Source organism: Terribacillus aidingensis (genome assembly GCF_900215625.1).
GTDB lineage: Bacteria > Bacillota > Bacilli > Bacillales > Amphibacillaceae > Terribacillus > Terribacillus aidingensis.
The window spans coordinates 1,090,751-1,115,745 of the sequence record NZ_OBEK01000001.1; the positions used below are offsets into that span (position 1 = coordinate 1,090,751).

21 protein-coding genes, 1 rRNA gene, 1 riboswitch and 1 other annotated feature are annotated in these 24,995 nt (G+C 44.9%); of the genes, 18 read left to right on the top strand and 4 right to left on the bottom strand.

Features of this window, described 5'->3' with window-relative positions; translation table 11 throughout:
• Positions 1 to 211 precede the first annotated feature (211 nt).
• The 8 genes from CRO17_RS05270 (at position 212) to CRO17_RS05305 (ending at position 8,702) form a co-directional block, all read left to right on the top strand.
• On the top strand, positions 212 to 1,564 hold the full coding sequence (locus CRO17_RS05270) for an isochorismate synthase (RefSeq protein ID WP_179636846.1): 1,353 nt from the start codon (positions 212 to 214) through the stop codon (positions 1,562 to 1,564).
• Entirely contained in the window at positions 1,561 to 3,306 is a 1,746-nt protein-coding gene (gene menD, locus CRO17_RS05275) for a 2-succinyl-5-enolpyruvyl-6-hydroxy-3-cyclohexene-1-carboxylic-acid synthase (RefSeq protein ID WP_097039943.1), read from the top strand. Before CRO17_RS05270 ends, menD begins: the two co-directional genes overlap by 4 nt.
• A complete protein-coding gene (gene menH, locus CRO17_RS05280) occupies positions 3,299 to 4,114 on the top strand; it encodes a 2-succinyl-6-hydroxy-2,4-cyclohexadiene-1-carboxylate synthase (RefSeq protein WP_097039944.1) in 816 nt (271 codons plus the stop codon). Before menD ends, menH begins: the two co-directional genes overlap by 8 nt.
• Entirely contained in the window at positions 4,114 to 4,932 is an 819-nt protein-coding gene (gene menB, locus CRO17_RS05285; protein ID WP_077307923.1) for a 1,4-dihydroxy-2-naphthoyl-CoA synthase, read from the top strand. The genes menH and menB overlap by 1 nt, the downstream gene beginning before the upstream one ends.
• 71 nt (positions 4,933 to 5,003) lie before the next feature.
• On the top strand, positions 5,004 to 6,488 hold the full coding sequence (locus CRO17_RS05290) for an o-succinylbenzoate--CoA ligase (RefSeq protein ID WP_097039946.1): 1,485 nt from the start codon (positions 5,004 to 5,006) through the stop codon (positions 6,486 to 6,488).
• Entirely contained in the window at positions 6,479 to 7,576 is a 1,098-nt protein-coding gene (menC, locus tag CRO17_RS05295; protein WP_097039948.1) for an o-succinylbenzoate synthase, read from the top strand. The genes CRO17_RS05290 and menC overlap by 10 nt, the downstream gene beginning before the upstream one ends.
• Positions 7,577 to 7,639: 63 nt before the next feature.
• Positions 7,640 to 7,807, top strand: a complete 168-nt coding sequence (locus CRO17_RS05300) for a YqaE/Pmp3 family membrane protein (RefSeq protein WP_097040119.1) — start codon at positions 7,640 to 7,642, stop codon at positions 7,805 to 7,807.
• A 124-nt stretch (positions 7,808 to 7,931) separates the two neighbouring features.
• A complete protein-coding gene (locus tag CRO17_RS05305; protein ID WP_097039951.1) occupies positions 7,932 to 8,702 on the top strand; it encodes a SurA N-terminal domain-containing protein in 771 nt (256 codons plus the stop codon).
• 53 nt (positions 8,703 to 8,755) lie between these two features.
• Here the strand turns inward: CRO17_RS05305 and CRO17_RS05310 are convergent, their stop codons facing one another.
• The gene (locus tag CRO17_RS05310; protein ID WP_097039952.1) at positions 8,756 to 9,532 is read right to left on the bottom strand and encodes a DUF6612 family protein; all 777 of its coding nucleotides are present in this window, start codon (positions 9,530 to 9,532) and stop codon (positions 8,756 to 8,758) included.
• A gap of 417 nt (positions 9,533 to 9,949) precedes the next feature.
• On the opposite strand from CRO17_RS05310, the gene CRO17_RS05315 reads away from it, so the two are divergent.
• Positions 9,950 to 10,474 (top strand): hypothetical protein, encoded by a 525-nt coding sequence (locus CRO17_RS05315; RefSeq protein WP_097039954.1) that lies wholly within the window; start codon positions 9,950 to 9,952, stop codon positions 10,472 to 10,474.
• Between the two features lie 30 nt (positions 10,475 to 10,504).
• A complete protein-coding gene (gene ytkD / locus CRO17_RS05320) occupies positions 10,505 to 10,981 on the top strand; it encodes an RNA deprotection pyrophosphohydrolase (protein WP_097039956.1) in 477 nt (158 codons plus the stop codon).
• Positions 10,982 to 11,027: 46 nt separating this feature from the next.
• Here the strand turns inward: ytkD and pckA are convergent, their stop codons facing one another.
• Complete coding sequence (pckA, locus tag CRO17_RS05325) at positions 11,028 to 12,611, bottom strand: phosphoenolpyruvate carboxykinase (ATP) (protein WP_425444398.1); 1,584 nt, start codon at positions 12,609 to 12,611, stop codon at positions 11,028 to 11,030.
• A 191-nt stretch (positions 12,612 to 12,802) separates the two neighbouring features.
• Positions 12,803 to 12,908, top strand: a riboswitch (SAM riboswitch).
• A gap of 183 nt (positions 12,909 to 13,091) precedes the next feature.
• On the opposite strand from pckA, the gene metK reads away from it, so the two are divergent.
• Both metK and asnB read left to right on the top strand, forming a co-directional pair.
• Positions 13,092 to 14,291: a methionine adenosyltransferase gene (gene metK, locus CRO17_RS05330; protein ID WP_097039958.1), complete on the top strand. Its 1,200-nt coding sequence runs from the start codon at positions 13,092 to 13,094 to the stop codon at positions 14,289 to 14,291.
• Between the two features lie 130 nt (positions 14,292 to 14,421).
• Entirely contained in the window at positions 14,422 to 16,329 is a 1,908-nt protein-coding gene (gene asnB, locus CRO17_RS05335) for an asparagine synthase (glutamine-hydrolyzing) (protein WP_097039960.1), read from the top strand.
• Positions 16,330 to 16,365: 36 nt separating this feature from the next.
• On the opposite strand, the gene CRO17_RS05340 is transcribed toward asnB, so the two are convergent.
• A complete protein-coding gene (locus CRO17_RS05340; protein ID WP_097039962.1) occupies positions 16,366 to 16,875 on the bottom strand; it encodes a gamma carbonic anhydrase in 510 nt (169 codons plus the stop codon).
• A 90-nt stretch (positions 16,876 to 16,965) separates the two neighbouring features.
• Here CRO17_RS05340 and CRO17_RS05345 point away from each other — a divergent pair, with 90 nt between their 5' ends.
• Positions 16,966 to 18,048, top strand: coding sequence for a tetraprenyl-beta-curcumene synthase family protein (locus CRO17_RS05345; protein WP_097039964.1), 1,083 nt, complete (start codon positions 16,966 to 16,968; stop codon positions 18,046 to 18,048).
• 16 nt (positions 18,049 to 18,064) lie between these two features.
• Here the strand turns inward: CRO17_RS05345 and mnmM are convergent, their stop codons facing one another.
• A complete protein-coding gene (mnmM, locus tag CRO17_RS05350) occupies positions 18,065 to 18,646 on the bottom strand; it encodes a tRNA 5-(aminomethyl)-2-thiouridylate-methyltransferase MnmM (protein WP_342748957.1) in 582 nt (193 codons plus the stop codon).
• Positions 18,647 to 18,823: 177 nt separating this feature from the next.
• Between mnmM and CRO17_RS05355 the strand changes: the two genes are divergently transcribed.
• The 5 genes from CRO17_RS05355 to CRO17_RS05375 form a co-directional block, all read left to right on the top strand.
• Positions 18,824 to 19,780: a BMP family ABC transporter substrate-binding protein gene (locus CRO17_RS05355; RefSeq protein ID WP_097039968.1), complete on the top strand. Its 957-nt coding sequence runs from the start codon at positions 18,824 to 18,826 to the stop codon at positions 19,778 to 19,780.
• Positions 19,777 to 21,438, top strand: a complete 1,662-nt coding sequence (locus CRO17_RS05360) for a methyl-accepting chemotaxis protein (RefSeq protein WP_097039970.1) — start codon at positions 19,777 to 19,779, stop codon at positions 21,436 to 21,438. The genes CRO17_RS05355 and CRO17_RS05360 overlap by 4 nt, the downstream gene beginning before the upstream one ends.
• A 41-nt stretch (positions 21,439 to 21,479) precedes the next feature.
• Positions 21,480 to 21,693, top strand: a binding site (T-box leader).
• Between the two features lie 73 nt (positions 21,694 to 21,766).
• Entirely contained in the window at positions 21,767 to 24,181 is a 2,415-nt protein-coding gene (gene leuS / locus CRO17_RS05365) for a leucine--tRNA ligase (RefSeq protein WP_097039973.1), read from the top strand.
• A 60-nt stretch (positions 24,182 to 24,241) separates the two neighbouring features.
• Entirely contained in the window at positions 24,242 to 24,544 is a 303-nt protein-coding gene (locus tag CRO17_RS05370) for a rhodanese-like domain-containing protein (protein ID WP_097039976.1), read from the top strand.
• A gap of 219 nt (positions 24,545 to 24,763) precedes the next feature.
• Positions 24,764 to 24,995 (top strand): 16S ribosomal RNA (locus CRO17_RS05375); the annotation flags it as partial.

Consider the following 24,995-nt stretch of genomic DNA (forward strand, 5'->3'; position numbering starts at 1 on the left):
AGTACTTTCTCTCCTTATAAATGCAGAGCATTATATCATATTAATTTTAGGGAAACAGACAAAGCCTGTCAACGTAAATTACTTACTTAAGATAAGTAATCAAGTCCTAGTCCTTGTTAATCAGTGAAAAAGGGAATAGAATAGGGAAGGACATCTGAAATGTACGCTAACGAACAAACTTGTCCTTGCAGTAATGTGGAGGTCGGAAAAAATGATTCAACAATATATGACAGACTTCGAGTCTTTTCTTCGTAACGCTGCCGTACCAGGGCGGCAAACACTAGTAAGCTGGACAGAAAAGATCAGTGGTATAGATCCGCTCCTTTTCTTCGCCAATGGCTCTTCTTTAGAAGGAGAGCGTCATTTCTGGTATAGCCAGAAAGATGATTTTTATTTGGTTGGTGCAGGACCAACCATTATGGACATGCGTTCGTCTCATGAATGGGAGCATGTTATAGAAAGTGCAATAGTTCACAATCTTTCAGCGGTACCCGGAACAGGGCCAGTCGCCTTTTGCGGAAACAACTTTCAAACAGAGCAGCTGCGGCAGTTGTGGAAGGATTTTCCTTCCGCGCAATATCGAATTCCTGCTTTTACTTTGACCAAAACAAAGGCAAACTATTATATAACAATTAACCAGCTGGTGGATAGCGCTCATGTAAACGATGCTGTTACAGTTATTTTAGAACAGCTTGAGACGCTGATGGCTGATCGCACATTAACAGCTTCCCCGATGCAGCTGACAAATAAGCAAGAGCTGGAACCGCAAGTGTGGAAACAATTAATCAAGGAAGCAACGAACACAATAAGAGTGACAGATTTGGATAAAGTCGTGTTAGCGCGAGCAATGAAACTGGAATTTGCAGAGAAACTGCAAGCAGCTGCTGTACTTCGAAACTTAATGAATAGTCAGCAAGATAGTTTCATTTTTGCTGTGGAAAATGGTTCGGCATGCTTCATTGGGGCTACACCAGAGCGGCTCGTTCGTGTTGAAGCAGGAACATTGTACACAAGCTGTGTCGCGGGCACGGCGCCGCGCGGAAAAGATGCTGTTTCGGACGCAGAGATCGGAAAAGCGTTGCTTGAAGACAGTAAAAACCGTGAAGAGCATCAATATGTGGTCGAGATGATTACAGGTGTCATTCGAAAATATACGGATAATTTACAGCTTCCTGCTGGACCGGAATTGATGAAGTTGCGTCAGCTCCAGCATTTATATACGCCTGTTTCGGCAGATATACGAAACGGGGCTTCAATGCAGCAAATTGTGCAAGAGCTGCATCCAACACCAGCTTTAGGCGGGCTGCCAAAGGAAAAAGCACTTGCTTTTATCGCGGACAGAGAACCGCTGGAGCGCGGCTGGTACGGTGCACCCATTGGCTGGATGGACAGCTATCAAAATGGTGATACAGCAGTTGCGATTCGTTCTGGATTGCTGGACGGCAAGCAAGCTGTCCTGTTTGCAGGGTGCGGCGTCGTAAAAGATTCCGATCCTGAACTGGAATTTGAAGAAACTGCAATAAAATTCCGTCCGATGCTGGAAGCACTGGAGGTAACTGAATGAGTCATATTCAAACGTTAACCAAATATGTCGGTCATTTTGTGGATGCTCTTTGGCGAAGCGGAGTCGAGCAGGTTGTCATTTCGCCGGGCTCCAGATCGACGCCGCTTGCTTTGTTAATGACAGAGCATCCGCATATGAAGCAGTGGGTAAACCTGGATGAGCGTTCCGCTGCGTTCTTTGCGCTCGGCTTGGCAAAGGAAAGCCAAAAGCCGGTAGCGCTTGTTTGTACATCAGGAACAGCAGCAGCCAATTATATGCCGGCAGTTGTGGAGGCATTTTACAGCAGAGTTCCGTTAATTTTGCTGACAGCTGACCGTCCGCATGAATTGCGTGATGTAGGAGCGCCGCAGGCAATCAACCAGATTCAAATGTATGGCGGGTTCGTCAAATGGTTCCATGAAATGATGCTGCCGGAAGCAAATCCTGCCGCATTGCGGTATGTGCAGCAGCAAGCAGCCAGAGCGATGCAGCAAGCATTGGAAGGCAATGCAGGTCCTGTTCATCTTAATTTTCCTTTCCGTGAGCCGCTAACGCCGGACTTCACGATGGAGAATATTTGGTCTTCGGGTGAGAGTAACGGAGAGCCATCTTTATATGGAACATCACAATTAGATGAACAGCTAGTCAGCCAGCTTGCTGAACTCCTTGCTTCTGGTAAGAAAGGGCTGCTGGTTGTTGGGCCGCAGGAAGACAAGGCGCTTGCGCAGGCTGTTGTGCGAGTAGCTAAAGCATGGCAGCTCCCTGTACTGGCTGATCCGTTATCGCAGCTGCGAAGCGGAGAGCATGACAAGGATACGATTATCGAAACATACGATACAATCTTGAAAGCAGCATCTGTTCGAGCGCAGCTGCAGCCAGATTATATTATTCGTTTCGGTGCAATGCCAGTATCCAAGCCATATATGTTTCTGCTGAAAGAAAACCCGGCGGTCAAGCATATTGTCGTCGAAAACCATGCAGGCTACCGGGAACCAGTAGGAATGCATACGCAATTCATTTATTGCAATCCTGCCTCTCTTTGTGAAGCACTGGCAAAGCAACCTGCTGAAAAACGGGATACTTGGCTCCCGGTTTGGCAACAGATGAATCGCATTGCTTGTGACGTGCTGCAAGATGATGCGGCGCAACTGGAACTGACGGAAGGCACAACGGTGCAGGATATTTTGCAGGAGACACCGGCAGACAGCCATGTATTCGTCGGAAACAGCATGCCGATACGCGATTTGGACAGCTTTTTCTTTGCAACCGATAAGCACGTCCAGCCATGGTGCAACCGCGGAACAAATGGTATTGATGGTGTTGTCTCTACCGCATTAGGTGTTGCTGCCAGCGGCAAACGAACAACGCTTGTCATTGGAGATCTTTCTTTCTATCACGATATGAATGGTCTGATGCTCGGTCGAAATTATGGTCTGGATTTAACCATAGTTGTGATTAACAATAATGGCGGGGGCATTTTTTCCTTCCTGCCGCAGGCGCAGGAAGCTGCCCACTTCGAGACACTATTTGGAACACCAACCAATTTGGATTTTGCCCATGCAGCGAATTTGTATCAGCTGCCATACACATTGGCAGCTGACCGCAATGCTTTCTCTCGTGCCTTACAAGAAAGTTATCGTACAAAAGGTATGCACCTTATCGAAGTGCGTACCGAACGAGAAGCGAATGTCAGCTGGCACCGGGGCAAATGGCAGCAAGCCGAACGGCAGCTGTTAACTTATTTGGAGCAGCATCATGCTTAATTTTCATTACGTGGAAACTGGCAATAGACAAGCAGCCACGACGCTGCTGCTGTTTCACGGTTTTACAGGTACAAGTCAGACGTGGGTGCCTTTTCTCGAATCCTGGAGTGTATCGCATCGTGTGATTGCGATTGATATGCCGGGGCATGGTAAAACAGAGAGCTCTGATGCAATCACAATGGAAAGCTTTACAGATGCTGTTGCAGCGTTTCTGGACAATCTCGCAATAAACGAAGTAAAGTTATTAGGCTACTCGATGGGCGGACGAGCAGCTCTTTCGTTTGCTTGTCGTTATCCAGAAAAAGTGAGCGGTCTTCTGTTAGAGAGTGCTTCTCCAGGTTTGAAGACAGAGGAAGAGAGATATGCCAGGCAGCAGCAAGATGAGCGACTGGCACAGCGCTTGGAAGCAGAGGGGCTGGAGGAGTTTGTAGTCTTTTGGGGGAATATTCCTCTGTTTGAAACACAAAAAAGTTTACCAAAGTCTATCCAGAAGCAAATCAGGCAGGAGCGGCTTTCCCAGCAGGCAAGCGGACTGGCTGCATCACTTCGGACGATGGGAACCGGCAAGCAGTCTTCTAATTGGGACAAGCTTTCCCTTTTAGATAGACCAGTGGTGCTGGTCGCAGGTGCATTGGATCACAAGTTCGTCGGCATCAATCAGGAGATGGAAAAACAGCTGCCAAACGCCACTTTACATATCGCTGCGGCAGCTGGTCACAGCGTCCATGTTGAACAACCGCGAATTTTTGATAAAATAGTAAGAAGATACTTGCTTCATGATGAAGCAGACATAATGGAGGAATCATAATGACAATTACATGGGAAGCTACCCGTACTTATGATGATATTTTATACGAAGAGTACAACCAAATCGCAAAAATCTCGATCAACCGCCCGGAAGTACGCAACGCGTTTCGTCCGCATACGGTAAATGAATTGATCGATGCGTTTACATACGCACGTGACGACTCAAACATCGGCGTTATCGTTTTAGCTGGTGTTGGCGAGAAAGCATTCTGCTCAGGCGGTGACCAAAAAGTTCGCGGTCATGGCGGTTATGTAGGAGAAGACCAAGTGCCGCGTTTGAACGTACTAGATCTGCAGCGTTTAATCCGTGTTATTCCAAAACCAGTCGTAGCGGAAGTTTCCGGTTACGCGATTGGCGGCGGTCATGTTCTGCATGTTGTATGTGACTTGACAATTGCTGCAGACAACGCAATCTTCGGGCAAACTGGTCCTCGTGTCGGCAGCTTCGATGCAGGATACGGTGCTGGTCTGCTTGCGCGTAATATCGGTCAAAAGAAAGCGCGCGAAATTTGGTTCCTATGCCGGCAGTACAATGCGCAAGAAGCATTGGATATGGGCTTAGTGAACACAGTTGTACCTTTGGATCAGCTGGAAGCAGAAACTGTTAAATGGTGTGAAGAGATGCTATCTATGTCTCCAACAGCATTGCGTTTCTTGAAAGCTTCTCTGAATGCAGATACAGACGGACTTGCTGGTTTGCAGCAAATGGGCGGAGATGCAACATTGCTTTATTACACTACAGATGAAGCGAAAGAAGGCCGTGACGCGTTTAAAGAAAAACGTACGCCTGACTTCAAAAAATTCCCGCGTTTCCCTTAATAGACAGAAAGACAGAACCTTTGCGATATGCTGCAAAGGTTCTTCTTTATGAAAAATAGGAGTTGATAAAGATGTCAGATAAGATACCGCATTGGCTGCAAAAGCAGGCAGAACTCAGTCCAAACCGTTTGGCAGCAGAAACACCGGAAGGAAGGAAACTGACATTTAGACAGCTGCATGAAGCGGCGGATAATGCCGCAGGACGTCTCGTAACACTCGGTATAACCAAAGGCTCGCGAGTTGCTGTGCTGTCGCCAAACAGCGTAGATATGATTGTGCTTATTCATGCTTTAAGCTATATCGGCGCGACGCTTATTTTGCTGAATACAAGACTGACTATTTCGGAATGGACATACCAGCTGCAAGATAGTGAGGCGGATCTGCTGCTTGCCCCTGCCGCTTACGAGCAAGCGGCCAGGGAGACAGGTGCTGCTGTATGCACAATGGAGAATTTGGGGCAGCAAGCAGTATCTGCATATACACGCTGCACAGAGCTTTCGCTCGATAACGTGTTCAGCATCATTTATACGTCCGGCACAACAGGCAATCCGAAAGGTGTAGAGCATACATACGGCAATCACTGGTGGAGTGCGATTGGGTCGGCACTGAATCTTGGCCTTTCTCAACATGACAAATGGCTGTCGCCGCTGCCAATGTTCCATGTAGGCGGTTTATCTACTATTTTCAAAAGTGCTATTTATGGAATGCCGCTGTATGTGACAAAAAGCTTTGATGAGCAAACTGTCCAAACAGCAATTATGCAGCATGGCGTCACAATTGTATCGGTTGTGACAGTGATGCTGCAGCGTTTGCTGCGACTTCAAGAGCGGGATGGTGTCACGTACCCGGAAACGTTCCGCTGTATGCTGCTTGGAGGCGGCCCTGCTCCGCTTCATCTGCTGCAGGAAGCAAAAACACGTGCCATCCCGGTGTTCCAGTCCTATGGTATGACAGAAACTGCATCACAAATTGTCACACTAAGCCCGGAAGATAGTCTCCGGAAACTCGGATCAGCTGGAAAAGCCCTTGTACCCGCACAGCTGCGGATTAAAGGTACATTTGGTCTCGCGCAGCCAGAGGAAGCAGGGGAAATTCAAGTAAAAGGACCGATGATTACAAATGGCTATTACCGCAACGCAGATGCTACGGCATCCGCATTTCAGGATGGATGGCTTGCAACAGGGGATATTGGCTATACCGATAGAGAAGGCTATTTGTACGTGCTGGATCGCAGAAAAGATTTAATTATCTCTGGCGGCGAGAATGTTTACCCAGCCGAGGTGGAGAATATTCTTTCCGGTCATCCAAGCATTCAAGAAGCCGCTGTCGTTGGCAAAGCAGATGCACGCTGGGGAATGGTGCCAGCAGCTTTTCTTGTAAAACAGCAAGAAGTAAGTATAGAAGAACTGCAAGCATACTGTGAACAAAGACTCGCGCGTTATAAGATTCCAAAGAACTGGCATTGGGTAGAGCAGCTCCCGCGAAATGCCAGCAATAAGCTAATGCGATATAAGCTGCAGGAGCTTTTGAAAGAGGATAGCGGATCATGCAGCTAAGAAGTTATCAGTTATTCCACTACACGCTGCCGCTGAAGCAGCCGTTCACCACACATGCGGGTGCTTTACATGAAAGAGAAGGGATTATTTTAGAGCTGCAGGATTCAGAAGGGCGTATCGGCTATGGAGAAGGGGTGGCTTTTGCTGTTCCTTTTTATACGAGCGAGACAGTCGTGTCCAGCTGGATTCTGCTGCAGCGTTCGCTGCTTCCGCTTCTATTTGAAAGTAAGGTAACTCATCCTGCGGAAATTCCGGGGCTGTTTGCTGGTATTGTTGGCAATCAAATGGCCAAAGCGGCGGTAGAAGGTGCAGTCTGGGATTTGTATGCAAAACAGCAAAATAAGAGTCTTGCTTCCTGTATTGGCGGGACGCAAACGAAAGCGAAAGCTGGAGCTGTTATTAGTCTTTCGGATAACTTGGAGCAGACAATTGAAATGATCCATCAGCAAGGCTTTGAACGAGCAAAGCTGAAGGTGGAGAAGTACAAAGAGCGGCAGGAGATTGAACGAGTGAAGCAAATTGACGCTAACTTGCCTCTCATGATTGATGGAAATGGCATGTATAAGCAAGCCGATTTACCGCTGCTCGCTGATTTGGACAGCTTGGAGCTGCTGATGATTGAACAGCCGTTTATGTCGGGTGATATGGTGCTGCATCAGCAGCTGCAAAAGCAGGTGAAAACACCTATCTGCCTGGATGAGACGGTGGAGAGCTGGGAAGATGCCTGGCAGGCACTAGAACTTGAAGCTTGCCGAACCATCAATATTAAGATTGGACGCGTTGGCGGAATGACTGCAGCAATTCGCATTCATGACCTTTGTCAGCAAGCGGGCTTGCCTGTCTGGTGTGGCGGGATGGTGGAATCAGGAATTTCCAAGGCGCATAATCTTGCGCTCGCATCTCTGCCCGGCTTCACGATACCGGGAGATTTATCCGGCTCAGACAGACACTTTGCGCGTGACTTACTGCAGCAGCCGCTCCGGGTTGAAGGAGGGAGCATTGCCATTCCAGACGGTCCGGGAATAGGGGTTGAGGTGGATGCAGAATATTTAGCATATGTCTCTCGTGACGTCGTGCAAGGCGGATAGGTGTCAAAAGACATAGAGATGGGTATATCTATATTAGTGCAACTTAGAGGAGGAATACCTATGTTGATGTACCTATTAGCAATTCTATTACCGCCAGTAGCAGTGTTATTCACCGGCAAACCGTTCAAAGCATTGTTGAATTTAGCTTTAACACTGCTATTTTTCGTCCCAGGTGCAGTACACGCTGCCCTTGTCGTAAAGGACCATAAAGACCGCAAAAAGTTTGCCTAAGAAAGGTGCCCTACAAACGGGCGCCTTTCTCTTACTTTTCTACCAAAAAGACGTGGTATACTTGAGTTGTCTACGGTTAGATGTTACATTCGTTACCATAGAACAAGAGAGGGGTTTCTGTAATATGAAACGATTAACGACTCTATGCTTGATGCTGGTGCTTGCATTAGTATTGGCCGCATGCGGGAATGATGAAGATAAATCTGATAATTCATCCAGCGCTGACACTGAGGAAGCGCAAAAACAACAAGAAGAAGCACAAAAGCAAATGGAAGAAATGCAGAAGAAATTCGAGAAACAGCAAGTAGATGCGGATAAAACAGTTGCTATCGTCAATGAAACAGAAATTAAAGGCAAAGAATATAATGCCCTTCTAACCCAAGCGCAGCAGCAATCGCAAGCTGGCGGGGCAGACCCGACAACGGATGATGCCGCCAAAGAACTTCAGGACCAAGTGTTAAAAAGCTTAGTTGGCAATGAATTGCTGCTTCAAGCCGCTAAAAATAATGATTATGAAGTATCCGATAAAGAAATAAACGAAGAATTGCAATCGACAAAAGACCAGCTAGGAAGTGAAGAGAAATTTGCTGAAGCATTAAAAGCGACAGGCTCAACGGAGGAAGAATACAAGCAGCAATTAAAAGAAGGCATGCTTGTAACGAAGTACGTTGAAAACGAGCTGTCACCGAAAGAAGTAACAGAAGACGACATGAAGAGTTATTACGAAAAAATGGAAGAGCAAGCAAAAGAAAGTAAGCAAGGAGATAGCCTACCGAAATATGAAGAAGTAAAAGAGCAGCTTAAAGCATCAATGGAACAGCAGAATCTGCAGGCAGTTATGCTTGATAAAGTGGACGAGCTGGAGAAAGATGCAGACGTAGAATATAAGATTTAATTTTTAAAAGGCATCACATGGAGCCAGTACTCCCAGTGATGCCTTTTGTTTTATTAGTACGTTATCGTTGTCTCTCGTTCAGCTGGTGCAGTTTCCGCAGAAAGATCCATAGCGGTTTCTGCCTCTGGAGGAAGTTCAATTGTTTCAAAACCGTTAAAGTTAGACATATCCATATTGAGAACGCCATCGAATTGTGTTTCTGTTCCAGCTTCTGTCATGCTTCCTGCGATATCGAATGTTGTATTTGTCATATAATTTGTTTTCTTATTAATGGTGATTGTGTAATCAAACGTGAGGTCTTCTACACCTCGCACTTCCGCCATAGAAGTACCTAATTCTTGTTCCATGACTTCCATCATTTTGTCTTCAGCAATTGCTACATCCAGCACATACGCTGTATCTGTTTCGGTTACTTCCATGCTGTCAGACAGTTCTTGAATCTCTTTGAGTTTGTCTGTAGGATTTTGTGTCGCTTCGCTTGTATCAGGAATAGCTGATTGCGATTCGCTGTCCATCTTCAGCCACATTTCTGTGGTCGGTTCATACATATAAATCATATCATCCTTTAAATACGTTTCCATCTCTTCTCCGATTACTTCCATCTTCAGTTTAAACTCAAATGGATCTTGCACAATAGAGCCGCTAAAGTTTGATTCTGTAGTCTGTTCCAATCCATCCGTCATAATATTTGTGTTCGTAGTCATGCGCATGTCAAAACTATTCAGTTCTTCATTCGCTTCGTAACTTTGGCTAAGAACTTCTTCTGCTGTAGGCGTTTTTTCTTCTCCCTCACTTGAAGAGGAGGCTCCATCTGCACCGCAGCCTGTCAAAAATAATGCTGCCGTAAGTATAAATCATCCTGCATGCTTTCTTCTTTTCATAAAAATCCCTCCAAAAATGTAATCGTGCTGATTGTGAATCCAAGACTCGTTTTTACATAAAGTTTGTTACAGAACAGTTATGAATCAGTTGTCATGGAAACAATACCCATTTGATAACGGGATTATTACGATTTTTTCAAATATATTACAAAAAGTGACAATTAGGGAGGGAATACTATATCTCTCATCCGACCAGAGCGGCATAAAGATAGGAATTACCTATGGAAGTGAAGATTGGCAGGAGATTGGGAGGAGGATAATGGATTTGATACTTTGGATATGAAAGTTAACGAATCCAAACATATGGGTTTTAAATAACCTGAGGTGAGGAATACCTATACTAAGACTAAATAAGGAGGAATACATATGAGACGTTGGAAGAAAACACTTGCTGTCATTATCACACTCCTAGTCCCAATTACATTTGCGCTATCATACCATTCAGAGAATATATTCGCAGTAACGACAGAGAGCAGTCAGGCAGCGGAAGAACAGACAATCGAAAAGCAAGAGCTGACACAAGCTCAAATTAATAAACTGACAGCTGCATTTATGGACAAGATTACACAGGATATTGATGCAAACTATAAGGTCATCAACTACGATACGAAGGAAGAACTACTGAAAAGCTTCGACGAGGTGGCGTCCAGAACGGTAAGCGAACCTATGGTTGACTTTTACTTCACAGAGAAGGCAGACGGGTTATATATTGTGCCAACTGAAACACCTGCGTGGTACAATCCAGATAATTCATACAAAGTAAAAACAGAGTCCGATAAGTATGTTACAATTACACAAAGCAATGCAGATGAACTGCACGGTAATTATACAATCGAAATCAAATTCTTGTATGACGGAGGCTGGAAGATCGCAGAAGTCAAATACTTGTAGGTTTGATGTGAAGAAGAAGGCAGTGGGACGATGATTACATTTAGAGATTACTACAATAATGAAGTGAAGATGTCTTTCGCCGACCATCCATTTTCTGATCACCCTAAACATGTTTGGGTCATATGCCGTTATGGCAGCAAGTGGCTGTTAACGCGGCATAAAGATCGGGGATTGGAGTTCCCGGGCGGTAAAGTAGAAAAAGGTGAGACTGCTGAACATGCGGCAATGCGGGAAGTAATGGAGGAGACAGGCGGAGTTGTACAGCAGCTTAAATATGTTGGACAATATTTTGTGGCCGGCAAGGCAGGTCATATCGTGAAAAACGTCTATTACGCCATTATTTCGGAAATGAAAAAGAAGTCTAACTATCTGGAAACGCATGGTCCGGTACTTGTTGATCGGTTTCCTTCCCATTTGGCACAGCAGGCTGAATACAGTTTCATGATGAAAGACAAAGTACTTCCAAGTGCATTACACCATATAAATAATTTAGAGAAAACAATGTAAAAGGACTGCCCTGAAGCGTTCGGCTTCGGTGGGCAGTCCTTTTCTGTTATCTATATAACGGACCCGCTTGGCGAATGGTCTCATCAATGAAGTCGAATTTCTCGAAATTGTGATGAAACTTCGTTGCTAGTTCCTGTGCTTTTTCTTTGTAAGCGGCTTTGTTTTCCCATGCATTTTCAGGCATTAAGAGGGCAGTTGGTACATCTGGACAAGAAACTGGAACATGCAAACCAAAAATCTCATCTTCGGCTGTATGGATATCTTTCAGCTCTCCTGACAGTGCTGCTTGAACCATTCTTCTCGTATACTTGAGTTTCATTCTCGCGCCTGTGTGATAGTCGCCGCCAGTCCAACCTGTGTTCACGAGATACACCTCTGCGTTGTGTATGCTGATCTTATCGCCTAGCATCTCTGCATAAACAGCGGGTGCAAGCGGAAGGAATGGTGCGCCAAAACAAGTAGAGAACGTTGCTTCTGGTTCTGTAACGCCGCGCTCTGTGCCGGCAAGTTTACTCGTATACCCGCTTAAGAAATGATACATTGCCTGCTCGGTCGTCAGCTTGCTGATTGGAGGAAGTACACCGGTAGCATCAGCAGTCAGGAAAACGATTGTCTTCGGTTGACCAGCCTTGCTTTTTGGAAGGCTGCCTTCTATATAATCAATCGGATAAGCGGCACGGGTATTTTCTGTTACCGACCCATCATCATAGTCGCATACGCCATTTTCATTTACCGTGACATTCTCCAGGATGGTGCCGAATTTAATTGCTCCGTGAATTTCCGGTTCTTTCTCAGCAGACAAGTTTATGCACTTAGCATAGCATCCGCCCTCTATGTTGAAAACGCCGTCCGGAGACCAGCCATGTTCATCATCTCCAATTAAAGGTCGATTGGGATCTGCCGAGAGTGTTGTCTTGCCTGTGCCTGATAAACCGAAGAATAAAGCTGTATCTCCATCTGCTCCTACGTTGGCAGAGCAATGCATTGGCATGACTTCCTGCTGCGGCAGCAAGAAGTTCATGACAGAGAAGATTGATTTCTTCATTTCGCCTGCATATTCTGTTCCGCCGATAACGATGACGCGCTGTTTAAATGATACAACGACAAACGCTTCCGAGTTTGTGCCGTCAATAGCTGGATCTGCTTTTACACCAGGGGCCGAAATGACAGTGAAAGCAGGGTTGTGTGCTGCCAGTTCATCTTCAGATGGTCGGATAAACAGCTGGCGGGCAAATAAATTATGCCACGCGTACTCATTTATTACTTGGATTGGTAAATGATAACGTTCATCTGCTCCAGCAAAGCCTTGAAAAGAAAATACTTGCTCTTGAGCCTGCAAGTAATTCACAACTTTTTCTAGTAAATGCTCAAATGTTTCTTCGCTGATTGGCTGGTTTACTTTTCCCCAGTCTACTTTGTTTTCGGAAAGTTCGTCTTGGACGATGAATTTATCTTTTGGTGAGCGTCCGGTATATTTCCCAGTGGATGCCCGCAAGGCGCCTGTTTCTGTAAGACGCGCTTCTTGACGGGATAGTGCCGCCTCCGTTAGCTGTGCCACAGATAAGTTCCTTTTTACATTTGGTTGTTTGCGCAATTCCTCTAACGCAGCTACTGCATGCATCATTCGCATTTTGGTTCCCGCCTTTTTGTTTAGTTTTAAATAGTATATCACATTAGTATATTAATACATACTATATTTATTTGCAATGGAAATGTGCATCATTAGACGCACTTCAACCCGATTGACACAGTCGGTCGATATTTGTAGGATTTTATTGACTTATGGACATTGTTTCGATAACATAAGTGCGAGCGGAAACACTCTTATTCAGAGTAGGCGGAGGGACAGGCCCTAAGAAACCCGGCAACCGTCACAACACGTGAAATGGTGCTCAACCTGAGCAAGGGATACCTTGAACGATAAGAGAGGGAATAAGCCAGCCTTCTGTTATGCATGAAGGTTTTTTTCATGTCACGGCTTAATAGTAAAAAAAGAGCAATACTACTTGTAGCGCTCTTTCAAACCTTCACCCATTATCAAGTTTCTTATAACATACTTGGAAAGAGTAGAACTTCCGTATTAATCGTAGTTGAAGGGGGATTTGGCAGAATGACTGCTAATCGTCGATTATTTACCTCAGAATCCGTTACTGAAGGCCACCCGGATAAAATCTGTGACCAAATCTCGGATGCTATATTAGATGAAATCCTGTCTAAGGATCCAAATGCCCGTGTTGCTTGTGAGACAACTGTAACAACAGGGCTAGTGCTTGTCGCAGGTGAAATCACCACAAGTGCTTATGTTGATATTCAAAGTATCGTGCGCAATACAATCAAGGAAATTGGTTATACCCGTGCGAAATACGGCTTTGATGCTGATACGTGTGCTGTGTTAACAGCAATCGATGAGCAATCCCCTGATATTGCAGGCGGTGTTGATCAGGCATTAGAAGCTCGTGAAGGGCATATGTCAGACGAAGAGATCGATGCAATCGGTGCAGGCGACCAAGGACTAATGTTTGGTTATGCCAGCAATGAAACACCTGAATTTATGCCGCTTCCTATTTCGCTTGCTCACCGTCTTTCCAAGCAATTGGCTAAGGTACGGAAGGATGAGGCTGTGGACTACTTGCGTCCAGATGGTAAAACACAAGTAACAGTAGAGTACGATGAAAATGATCAGCCGGTACGGATTGATACAATTGTTATCTCCACACAGCACCATCCAGAAGTAGAACAGGCCCAGATTCATGCTGACTTAAAAGAGCTTGTGATTAAACCTGTTGTTCCTGCAGAATTGTTGGATGAACAAACAAAATATATTATCAACCCGACAGGACGTTTCGTAATCGGAGGTCCTCAAGGCGATGCTGGTTTGACTGGCCGTAAGATTATCGTGGACACGTACGGCGGCTATGCACGTCATGGAGGCGGTGCTTTCAGCGGAAAAGATGCTACGAAAGTGGATCGTTCCGGAGCGTATGCAGCGCGTTACGTAGCGAAAAATATTGTTGCAGCTGGTCTTGCAGATAAATGTGAAGTACAGCTTGCTTATGCAATTGGTGTTGCTGAACCAGTTTCAATTAGTATTGATACATTTGGAACAGGTACACAACCGCAAGAAGCATTGGTACAAGCAGTGCGCGAACTATTTGATTTGCGTCCTGCAGGTATCATCAAAATGCTGAATCTGCGCCAGCCGATTTACAAAGATACAGCTGCGTATGGTCACTTTGGACGTACGGATAAAAACTTCCCTTGGGAGCAGACAGACAGAGCAGCACAGCTGAAAAGCTATACATTCGCATAATCTGTTAAAAGCAAGAGCGCATTTCCGCTCTTGCTCTTTTTGTGCCGGCACCCATATTCTAGATACAAGAATCGAACTGTTTTGTGCTATAATTAAAGGCTAGAAGGAATGAAAGAGAGGCTAAATGTAAATGTGTGGTTTGATTGGCGTCATTAGAAAAAACGTAAAACAACTAACGCAAGCTGAAAAGGATAAATTCCAACAACAAAACAACATTATCACCCACCGCGGACCGGATGATGAAGGATATTACCATGATGAGCATGTCTCATTCGGTTTCCGCCGTTTGAGTATTATTGATATTGAAGCTGGAGTACAGCCATTAAGCTATGATGATGAGAAAATTTGGATGGTCTTCAATGGCGAGATTTACAACTACGTCGAGCTGCGCGAAGATTTGCTGAAAAAAGGTTCAACCTTTAAAACAGAGTCCGATACAGAGGTCATTGCTGCGATGTACCATACATACGGAGCAGAAGCTTTTAAAGAGCTTCGCGGTATGTTCAGCATTTTGCTATGGGACAAAGAGAAGAAAACATTCTACGGAGCGCGTGATCCATTTGGAATTAAACCGCTCTTCTACAAAGAAACAGACGAGGAAATCTTCTTTGCATCAGAGAAGAAGAGTATTACACTTCTTGAAGAAACAGAGACAGTCGACACAGAGGCACTGCAGCAGTATTTGAGCTATCAGTATGTACCGGAACCGCTTACGATGACAGAAGGCATTAAGCGAGTGGAACCTGGTCATTACTTTGTAAAGCGTGACGGGGAGCCGATAGAATTCCATCGCTACTGGCATGCAACATTCTCTCCGAAAATCATGGACAAGCAAGCTTGGATTACACGCATCCAAGATGTGCTGCATGATTCTGTCAGCAAACATATGCGCAGTGATGTGCCGGTCGGATCGTTCCTTTCCGGCGGAATTGACTCATCGATTATTGTAGCAATTGCCAAGCAATTTAACCCGAACTTGAAAACTTTCTCGGTAGGATTTGAGCGCGAAGGATTCTCTGAGGTGGATGTGGCGAAAGAAACAGCTGAGAAAATCGGCGTGGAGAACTATTCGCATATTATTACACCAGAAGAGTATTTAGAGAAGCTTCCGAAAATTATGTGGCATATGGATGACCCATTAGCGGATCCATCTGCAATCGCGCTGTATTTCGTAGCGAGAGAAGCGAGTAAGCATGTGACAGTTGCGCTGTCTGGTGAAGGTTCTGATGAGCTATTCGGCGGATATAATATTTATCGTGAACCAGAATCACTGCGTATGTTTGACAGCATTCCTGGTCCTGCTAAAGCGCTGCTTAACCGTGTAGCGAAGGTTCTTCCGGAAGGTGTGCGCGGAAAGAGTTTCTTAGAGCGCGGTACAACACCTCTAAAAGACCGCTATATCGGTAATGCAAAAATGTTCGAGAAACATGACTTGCAAAAACTATTGAAAACATATGATAGTTCCATTAGTTATCAGCAGTTAACAGCACCGTTATATGAGAACGTTAAAAATGAATCACTCGTTGATCAGATGCAATACATCGACATTCATACATGGCTGCGTGGAGACATCTTGTTGAAAGCAGATAAAATGACGATGGCGCACTCACTTGAGCTGCGCGTGCCTTTCCTTGATAAAGAAGTATTCCGTGTTGCGCGTGAAATTCCGGAAGATCTGAAGATAGCAAACAACACGACGAAAAGCTTGCTGCGTGAAGCGGTAGAGGGTATTGTGCCGGATCACGTACTAAATCGTAAGAAACTAGGCTTCCCGGTACCAATGCGCCATTGGCTGAAGAACGAACTAAACAGCTGGGCGAAAACATTGATTCGCGAAAGTCAGACAGATCATTTGCTGCATAAAGATTATATTTTGAATTTACTTGAGGCGCACTGCCAAGGAAAAGGGGATTACAGCCGTAAGATATGGACTGTACTTGCCTTCATGCTATGGCATCAAATCTATGTAGAGCGCAAATATGACTTTGCAGAGTTCCAAAAAGTTGATAAAGTAGGAAGCAAATTGCAGACTACTTAAGTAGAAAAGCCGTTCCTGAAGCAGGAACGGCTTTTTTTATGTTGTCTCTTTATACTGCTTGCTTTTGTTTATATATTCCATACGGATGCGATTCATATCCTGGTAATCAGCATCAGTCAAATCCCGCACAACTTTTGCTGGTCTGCCAAAGGCGAGTTTGCCCGCAGGTATCGTCTTTCCGGGAGGCACGAGGGAACCTGCACCAAGGTATGCGCCATCTTCAATAATCGCGCCATCCAGTACAAGTGAACCCATTCCTACAAGAGAATTTTCACCAATTGTGCATGAATGCAGTGTAACTTGGTGACCAATTGTGGCACCTTCCTTTATAATAAGAGGCAGGTCAGGACTTTGGTGAAGCACGCAAAGATCTTGTACATTGGCTCCTTCGCCAATTACTACGGGAGCAACATCTCCCCGAATCACTGTTTTAAACCAAATGCTTGCATCCTTTTTAATCGTGACATCTCCTGTGATAACAGCATCAGGAGCTACATAAGCTTCCTTATGAACATGTGGACGTTTCTTGTCGTATTCGTAAATCATTTGAATACTCCTTTCGTTTATGTTCTTATAGACTTACTGGTTTTTTTAGAAAGAAAGAGATAATCCCGGAATTCGAGGAGCGAAATTATTATGGCCCAACAAATACCGAAGTCATCAGTTTTACTTATGCATCAAGTATATCGGAAAATTTTCCCGGAAGTACATAAAGAATTAGAAGTGTGGACGGAACGAGCTGAGGCAATTCCTAATCCGGAACTTCGTAAACAAGCTTTGGAAAGTATTCGAACGAAGCGATTCCACTGCCAAGGCGGAGCTGTATACAGCCTGCTCGCTGGAGATGCATGGAAACAATCGATTAAATTTATTATTGCTTATCAAACAATCAGTGACTATCTAGATAATCTATGTGACCGCAGTACTTCGCTCGATCCGGATGATTTTCGTCTGCTGCACCAATCAATGCTGGATGCGCTGAAGCCTGGCGAGCCGTTAAAAGATTATTATGCACTGCGAGAAGAACGGGAAGATGGCGGTTACTTGCATGCGCTCGTGTCTACATGTCAGACAATTTTAGGCAAGCAGCCGAATCTGAAGATTATCCAGCCGTATTTGTTGAAGTTATCTGGTTTATATGGTGACTTGCAAGTGCACAAGCACGTTGCAAAAGAAGAAAGGATTGAACGCCTTACAAATTGGTTCGCTGACCACCATGCGGACTATCAGGATTTGAGCTGGTACGAATTCTCTGCCTGCAGCGGGTCCACGTTAGGTATATTCTGTTTTGTGTCATACGGTATGGGGATGGAACTCCATCACCAGCTGGCAGATGATATTTACCGCAGTTATTTTCCTTACATGCAAGGATTGCATATTCTGCTGGATTACTATATCGACCAAATGGAAGACGAAGAAGAAGGCGATTTGAATTTCTGCCATTACTACAGAGATTCTGAGGAGATGCGTGAAAGACTTCTCTATTTCATTGACCGGACCAATGAAAGTGTTCAGAAGCTTCCGCATGCATCCTTCCATGAGATGGTGCATCATGGTCTTGTAGGACTGTATTTAGCAGACCGGAAAGTGAGCCTGTTAGCAGATGGCAAGCAAATGATAAAATCTTTGCTGCGTGCAAGTGGGAATAAGTCAAAATTCTTCCACCTAAACGTAAAAGCATATAACAAAATGAAAGAAGCGCGTACCCCGATTAGTTAGGGGTGTCGCGCTTCTTTCATTTTTTCTTTTTCTTCTCAATGGCAATAATGAACGGGGGATTATTTTTTTGGTTAAGGAAGCGGTACTGCAAGACAGCGTACTGCTTTTGATCATACTCTTTTACGTGCGCGAGCAAACCTTCTTTCTCAATGGCGCCCTCCGCATGACCATGATAGACAACGAGTACTATTCTTCCTCCAGGTTTCATACTGTGGCGAATTTTCTCAATAGCTGTAATAGTACTTTCAGCATTTGTTGTAATGGCTTTGCTGCTGCCTGGGAGATAACCGAGGTTAAAAATAGCGCCCGCAAGTTTTCCTTCATCCTCAGCGGTTATATAATGGTCGACGCGCTGGTGGCTGTCCAGGATCAACGTTGTGTTTGTAACATCATGCATCGTCAGGTGTTTGCTTGTCATTTCGATTGCTTGTTCCTGTATATCGAATGCCAGCACCTTTCCTTCATCTCCAACTAACCGGCTCAGCACGAGTGTATCGTTTCCGTTGCCGCAAGTTGCATCAATGACGGTATCTCCTGGATGAATTACTTGTTCCATCAGTTCGTGCGCGTAAGCAATAACATGTTTTAACATTTCCATGAATCCTCTCTCTGACAAATTGTTCTCTCTTATTTTTACGCTACCTATGACTATTTAGCAAACCAAATCACTCTTTTGTAAAACAAAATTTACAAACACTTAACGGAAGGTATGTAGAAACTTGTCGGAATAAGGACCATAGTAGGAGGGGGAATAACAAGGAGGGAGCACAAATACATGTATAAGCGCATCCTAATACCTATATGCGTCCTCATCCTCTGCTATTTAGCCGGGTGTGCTGCTAACCCAGCTGCAGCTAAATTGGATGAAGAGAAACGTGTGGGGGTCGTTCTTACAGAAGCAGGTCTCGGAGATCAGGAATTGAATGACCTGGCAATCGATGGGCTTACAAAAGCAAGAGACAGGCTCGATATTATTTATACATACAAAGAAGTTACAGCAGTCATGTCATACGAAAAAGCACTGGAGGAGCTTGCGGGTGAAGGGATGAATATGATTATTACGCTTGAAGCTGGAGCAGGAGACGCTGTCGCTGAACAGGCCAAAGCCAATCCTGACATAACATACATAAGCTTTGGAACTGATTTAAAAGCGGATAATCTGTTCGGCTACCAATTCAATACAGAAGAGGCCGGCTATCTGGCAGGCGTAACAGCAGCAACAATCACTAAAAGCGGAAAAACAGGATTTATTGGAGAGCCGGAAAGTTCGTATTTGACAGGCTTTAGGAAAGGAATTGAAAAAACCAATTCGGACACGGAACTTTTAGTCCGAGAAGCGTCGCCTGATGATCAGGGTGCTGGAAATCAGTTATCGAAGGAACTGCTGAAAGAAGGAGCGGATGTCCTTTTTGCCGATCCTGGAAAAGCAGGAAAGGCGATGATAACGCAAGCTGCACTGGCGCATGTTTATGCAATTGGAGCTGGCGGAGATCAAGCCTATCTGGAACCTGATGCAGTCGTCACATCGGCTATGCTGCAAGTTGATCATATTATCTTTGAGCTGCTCAAGAAGGATGACAAAGGCGAAGAGCTGCCAAGTGATACGAGTTTAGGCTTGAAAGAGCAGGCAGTTGGATTAAGTTCAATTGCAGTTGTCAGCATCACGGATAAAGTGGAGGGCAAAGTCCATGCTGCTACTCAAAAGCTGATAGAAGCGGAGCGAGCCAAATGAAACTCACACGGAAACTATTGTGGCAATCTATTTGTACAAGTGCGCTTGCTTTTGTACTGATTGCTTTCATCATTATGAGTATGATTCGTATTAATGCTTCCAGCTACGAACAAGTACAGCATCTGCTCCAGCTGCAGCAGCTCGACAGTGAGCTGCATAACGCCGGGCAAGTTTTGCGGAATACTTCCACGATACGAACGGAAACATCAGCAGCAGACTTGCGTACCTATTTAGATCAAAGTGAATCAAGTTTTGAACAGCTTTTATCTTCTTCTGAGGGACAGTCTGCAGTATACCTGGAGGCGGGCAAGGAGAAGTATGATGAATGGCAAAGCGATGTAACAAGTCTTCTGACAAATGTGAACGAGATGGAGGCGCTGCGGTTATCCAGCCGCGTAGAAGGGCTGCTGAATGATGTCTACATGGCGAACGCCTATAGTACGGCAGCTTATGAGGATGAACAGCTAGCTTTGCAAAATCAAATAACATTTGTCATTGTAGTGTCTTTAATCGGTGTCCTGCTGCTTATCGTCGTAACAAATTATATCTCCAGAAGAACAAGTAAATCCATTGCGGATCCTTTGTTGGCTCTTGCTTCCAGGACGAATCAAATTGCTGCCGGTGATTTGACTGTAGAGCCGATAGGTAAGGCTGGTTCTTTTGAAATAAAACAAATGAATGATGCATTCGGGCAAATGACAGAACAGCTGAAAGGGCTGATTGGTTCCATCGAGAAAGCAAGTAATGAGGTAGCTGTAATGTCACAAGAGATTGATAAGGATAATCACAATCTTCAATCGCTGCATAATAACATTGCTGCTTCTGTAGGGGAAATTACTTCTGGTTCGCAGCGTATATCTGCTGATCTTCAGCAGACGGTGGAACTGATTGAGCAGATGGACAAGCAAGGCAAAGCGAACAGTGTATTTGCGACAGAAACCGTGGAGCTCGGCAAACTTGCGTCTGGAGCTGCCATGCGCGGCCGGGAAACAGTTGTGAATCAACAGCAGCTTACTATAAAGAATAACGAGAGCAGAGAACTGATGGAAGCCTCACTTCGAGACTTTACACAGTATTCTCACCAAATAGAACAAATGGTTGCATCCGTTTCATCTGTGGCAGAGCAGACCAATTTACTTGCTTTGAATGCAGCAATAGAGGCTGCGCGGGCTGGGGAAGCCGGGAAAGGCTTCGCAGTTGTAGCAGATGAAATTCGGAAGCTTGCGGATGAATCAAAAGTTTCTGCAGATGCTATATATAGATCGGTCGGTGCAATTCGCCAAGGCACAATGAATCTATCGGAAGCTGTTCAGTTTGGAAATGAGCTGGCTAAAGCAGAGGCTGCATCGATGGAGAGTATGGAAACGTCCTTTGTCGAGATAGAAGATAAGTTTCAAGCTATATCTGGTCGGCTGCAGCAAATTCAAAGCGGAAATGTGCAGTCAGAACGCCTCGGCGGTGACGTGTTGTCCCGAGTGGCGCAAATCAACAGCACTTTGCAGGAAAACACAGCCAAAACGGATATTGTTCATCATTCGACAAATGAACAATATGAAGCTTATGAACAGCTGGCTGTAACAGTCGGCGAACTCGAGCGCGTAACGAATGACTTGCAGGAAGCAGTTGCTGTATTTCAGACAGAAGCCGCCGAATCTTGACAAACGCGGGACTGTTTCGTACACTGAACACAACAATACTGTGAACGATGAGGAGAAGGAGCAGTAGCAAGCTTTGCTCGGTCTAGAGAGACGGCGCTTTTGGTGCAAGCCGTCCCAGCGGCTTGTGAACTCGCCTTCATAATTGCAAAAGGGAACTGCCAGTACTTTTTGCCGTTTTCCGCGTTAAGGAATGTCGAGCGAGCGCATTTGCGCTAAAGTTGGGTGGTACCGCGGGAGAAGTCTCTCGTCCCATTATTGGGATGAGAGGCTTTTTCTTTGTTTCACGGTCAGATTGTTCAAGTTGAAGAGAGTACAGGAGGCACACGATATGTCATTCAACCATCATGAAATCGAAAAGAAATGGCAAGCTTATTGGGAAGAAAACAAAACATTTAAAACAGATACTTCCTCGGAAAAACCGAAGATGTACGCTCTGGATATGTTCCCGTATCCATCTGGGGCAGGTCTGCACGTCGGTCACCCGGAAGGTTATACGGCAACAGATATACTTTCCCGTATGAAACGGATGCAAGGTTATGAAGTACTTCATCCAATTGGCTGGGATGCATTTGGACTTCCGGCAGAGCAGTATGCGCTTGATACAGGTAATGATCCAGAGGAATTTACGAAGAAGAATATTGCTACTTTTACTAGACAGATTAAAGAGCTAGGTTTCTCTTATGACTGGGATCGTGAAATTAACACAACAGATCCGGATTATTATAAATGGACGCAGTGGATTTTCCTTCAATTGTATAAAAAAGGACTTGCTTATGTAGATGAAGTGGCTGTGAACTGGTGTCCAGCGCTGGGCACAGTACTTTCCAATGAAGAAGTTATTGATGGGAAGAGTGAACGAGGCGGCCATCCTGTCATTCGCAAGCCGATGAAGCAATGGGTGCTTCGTATAACTGCTTATGCAGATCGTTTACTGGAGGATCTTGATGAACTTGATTGGCCGGAAAATCTAAAAGAAATGCAGCGTAACTGGATCGGACGTTCTGAAGGTGCAGAAGTGACCTTCCGTATTGATGGAACAGAAGAAAGTTTTGATGTATTCACTACACGTCCGGATACACTATTCGGAGCAACTTTTGCTGTTATCTCTCCAGAACATCCGCTTGTTGATACGATTACAACTGAAGCGCAGCGAGAAGCTGTTGATGCGTATAAGCAGGAGGTAGCGGCGAAAAGTGATCTGGAGCGTACCGACCTTGCGAAAGAAAAAACGGGCGTATCTACTGGTGCTTATGCCATTAACCCTGTTAATGGCGAAAAAATGCCAATCTGGATTGCTGATTATGTTCTAATGAGCTACGGATCTGGAGCTATCATGGCAGTGCCGGCTCATGATGAGCGTGATTATGAATTTGCCAAAGCTTTCAATCTGCCGATTAAAGCTGTAATCGAAGGTGCTGACATCGAAAAAGAAGCACATACTGGCGAAGGAGCTCATATTAATTCTGATTTCTTAAATGGGATGAATAAAGAAGAAGCAATCACTGCTGCAATCGAATGGCTGGAAGAAAACAATCATGGATCAAAGAAAGTCAGCTATCGCCTGCGCGATTGGTTATTCAGCCGTCAGCGTTATTGGGGAGAACCAATCCCAGTTATCCATTGGGAAGATGGCTCTATGACAGGCGTTCCGGAAGAAGAGCTGCCGCTTGTTCTTCCGAAAACAGATGAAATTAAGCCTTCAGGTACTGGTGAGTCACCTCTTGCTAACATTACTGACTGGGTAAATGTAACAGATCCGGAAACAGGTATGAAAGGGAAGCGCGAAACACATACAATGCCGCAATGGGCAGGCAGCAGCTGGTACTTCCTTCGTTATATCGATCCGGAAAATACAGATAAACTTGCTGACTTCGACACACTGAAGGAATGGCTTCCGGTGGACGTTTATATCGGTGGACAAGAGCATGCTGTGCTCCACTTGCTTTATGCGCGTTTCTGGCACAAATTCTTATACGATATTGGTGTAGTACCAACGAAAGAACCTTTCCAGAAGCTGTATAACCAAGGTATGATTCTTGGTGAAAATAACGAGAAGATGAGTAAATCCAAAGGGAATGTTGTAAACCCGGATGATGTCATTGAATCGCATGGTGCGGATACGCTTCGTATGTATGAAATGTTCATGGGTCCTTTGGATGCTTCTATTGCGTGGTCTACGAATGGGTTAGACGGTTCCCGCCGCTTCCTTGATCGCGTATGGCGTCTATTTGTAACAGAAGAAGGAGAGCTTTCTGATAAAATCCAAGATACAGAAGCGGATGAACTGCAAAAGAGCTACCACGAAACAGTGAAAAAAGTGACAGAGGATTTCGAGGCGCTGCGCTTTAACACAGGTATCTCTCAAATGATGGTGTTCATCAATGACTGCTATAAAGCTTCTGTTGTCCCGCAGGAATTTGCGGAAGGTTTTGTGAAGATGCTATCTCCTGTTGCACCGCATCTTACGGAAGAGCTGTGGAGTAAGCTGGGTCATGAAGATACAATCACTTATGCAGCTTGGCCTGTATATGATGAGTCGAAACTTATTGAACAAGAAGTAGAAATTGTATTACAGGCAATGGGCAAACTGCGGGCAAAAGTGTTGGTGCCGCATGATGCTTCAAAAGAAGAATTAGAGAAAATTGCCCTTTCCAATGATCAAATGGCAAGCTGGCTTGAAGGAAAGACGGTTCGTAAAGTAATTGTTGTTCCAGGCAAGCTAGTGAACGTAGTAGCAAATTAAAACAACAGTCCCTTCCGTATGACGGAGGGGACTTACCTATTTTGAAAAGGAGGGGAACCATTGCGTAATATACAACCGGAAGAATTAGATGAACTAGTCGAAAAAGGAACTTCTTATAAGATAATTGACGTTAGGGAAGATGAAGAAGTTGAGCATGGGATGATACCAGGCGCAATTCATATTCCGATGCAGCAAGTGCCAGAGAAGCTGGCAGAGCTGCCGACAGAAGATACGTATGTACTTGTATGCCGGGGCGGTCATCGCAGCATGAATACTGCTTTGTTCATGGAGAACCAAGGCTATGATGTCATTAACATGGATGGCGGTATGCTGGAATGGAAAGGTGAATTGGTATTCAAGTAAGGTGAAAAGATGCTGAGGAAGGCGTTACGACGCTTTTCTCGCATTTATTCTATTTCTCTTTGAATCTATGTTGACAGGTACGGATAATGGTGATACTATGTATTTACTGTCGAACGGCAGTCATTGATCTTTGAAAACTGAACAAAACAACCAATTACGAACTAAACGACATGGTCTTTTATAAGATCAACGTCAGCGCAAGAAGCAAAGCATCACACTTTCATGGAGAGTTTGATCTTGGCTCAGGACGAACGCTGGCGGCGTGCCTAATACATGCAAGTCGAGCGCAGGAAGCTAGATGACCCCTTCGGGGTGATTCTAGTGGAATGAGCGGCGGACGGGTGAGTAACACGTGGGCAACCTGCCTGTAAGACTGGGATAACTCCGGGAAACCGGGGCTAATACCGGATAGTATTTTCTTTCTCCTGATTGAAAATGGAAAGACGGTTTC